Source organism: Xanthomonas sp. SHU 308 (genome assembly GCF_000364645.1).
In the GTDB taxonomy this organism is placed as follows: domain Bacteria; phylum Pseudomonadota; class Gammaproteobacteria; order Xanthomonadales; family Xanthomonadaceae; genus Xanthomonas_A; species Xanthomonas_A sontii.
Genome location: NZ_AQOK01000780.1, coordinates 1 through 214, shown reverse-complemented (window position 1 = coordinate 214; position 214 = coordinate 1). Strand labels below are relative to the sequence as shown.

At 74.3% G+C, this 214-nt stretch carries 1 protein-coding gene; it reads right to left on the bottom strand.

All coding sequences use genetic code 11. The features are described 5' to 3' along the window. Positions 1-214: DUF58 domain-containing protein (locus D588_RS25740; protein WP_043086490.1), on the bottom strand; the 214-nt coding region annotated here is incomplete at both ends.

Sequence of the window (214 nt, the reverse complement as noted above, 5' to 3'; positions counted from 1 at the left end):
CGGCACCGGCGCTTCGCTGCGGCTGCCGCGCAAGGCGGCCAGGCGATCGCCCTGCCGCTGCGCCGCCCACGCTGCCACCGCCCCGGCACGCGCCGCCTGCACCGACTTGAAGCGCACGCGCGTGCCGAAGTACAGCGACGGCGCGGTGTCGGCGACGATCAGACTGAGCCGTTCGCGCTCGGCCTGGAACAATTTGGTGTGGGTGCGGCCGCTG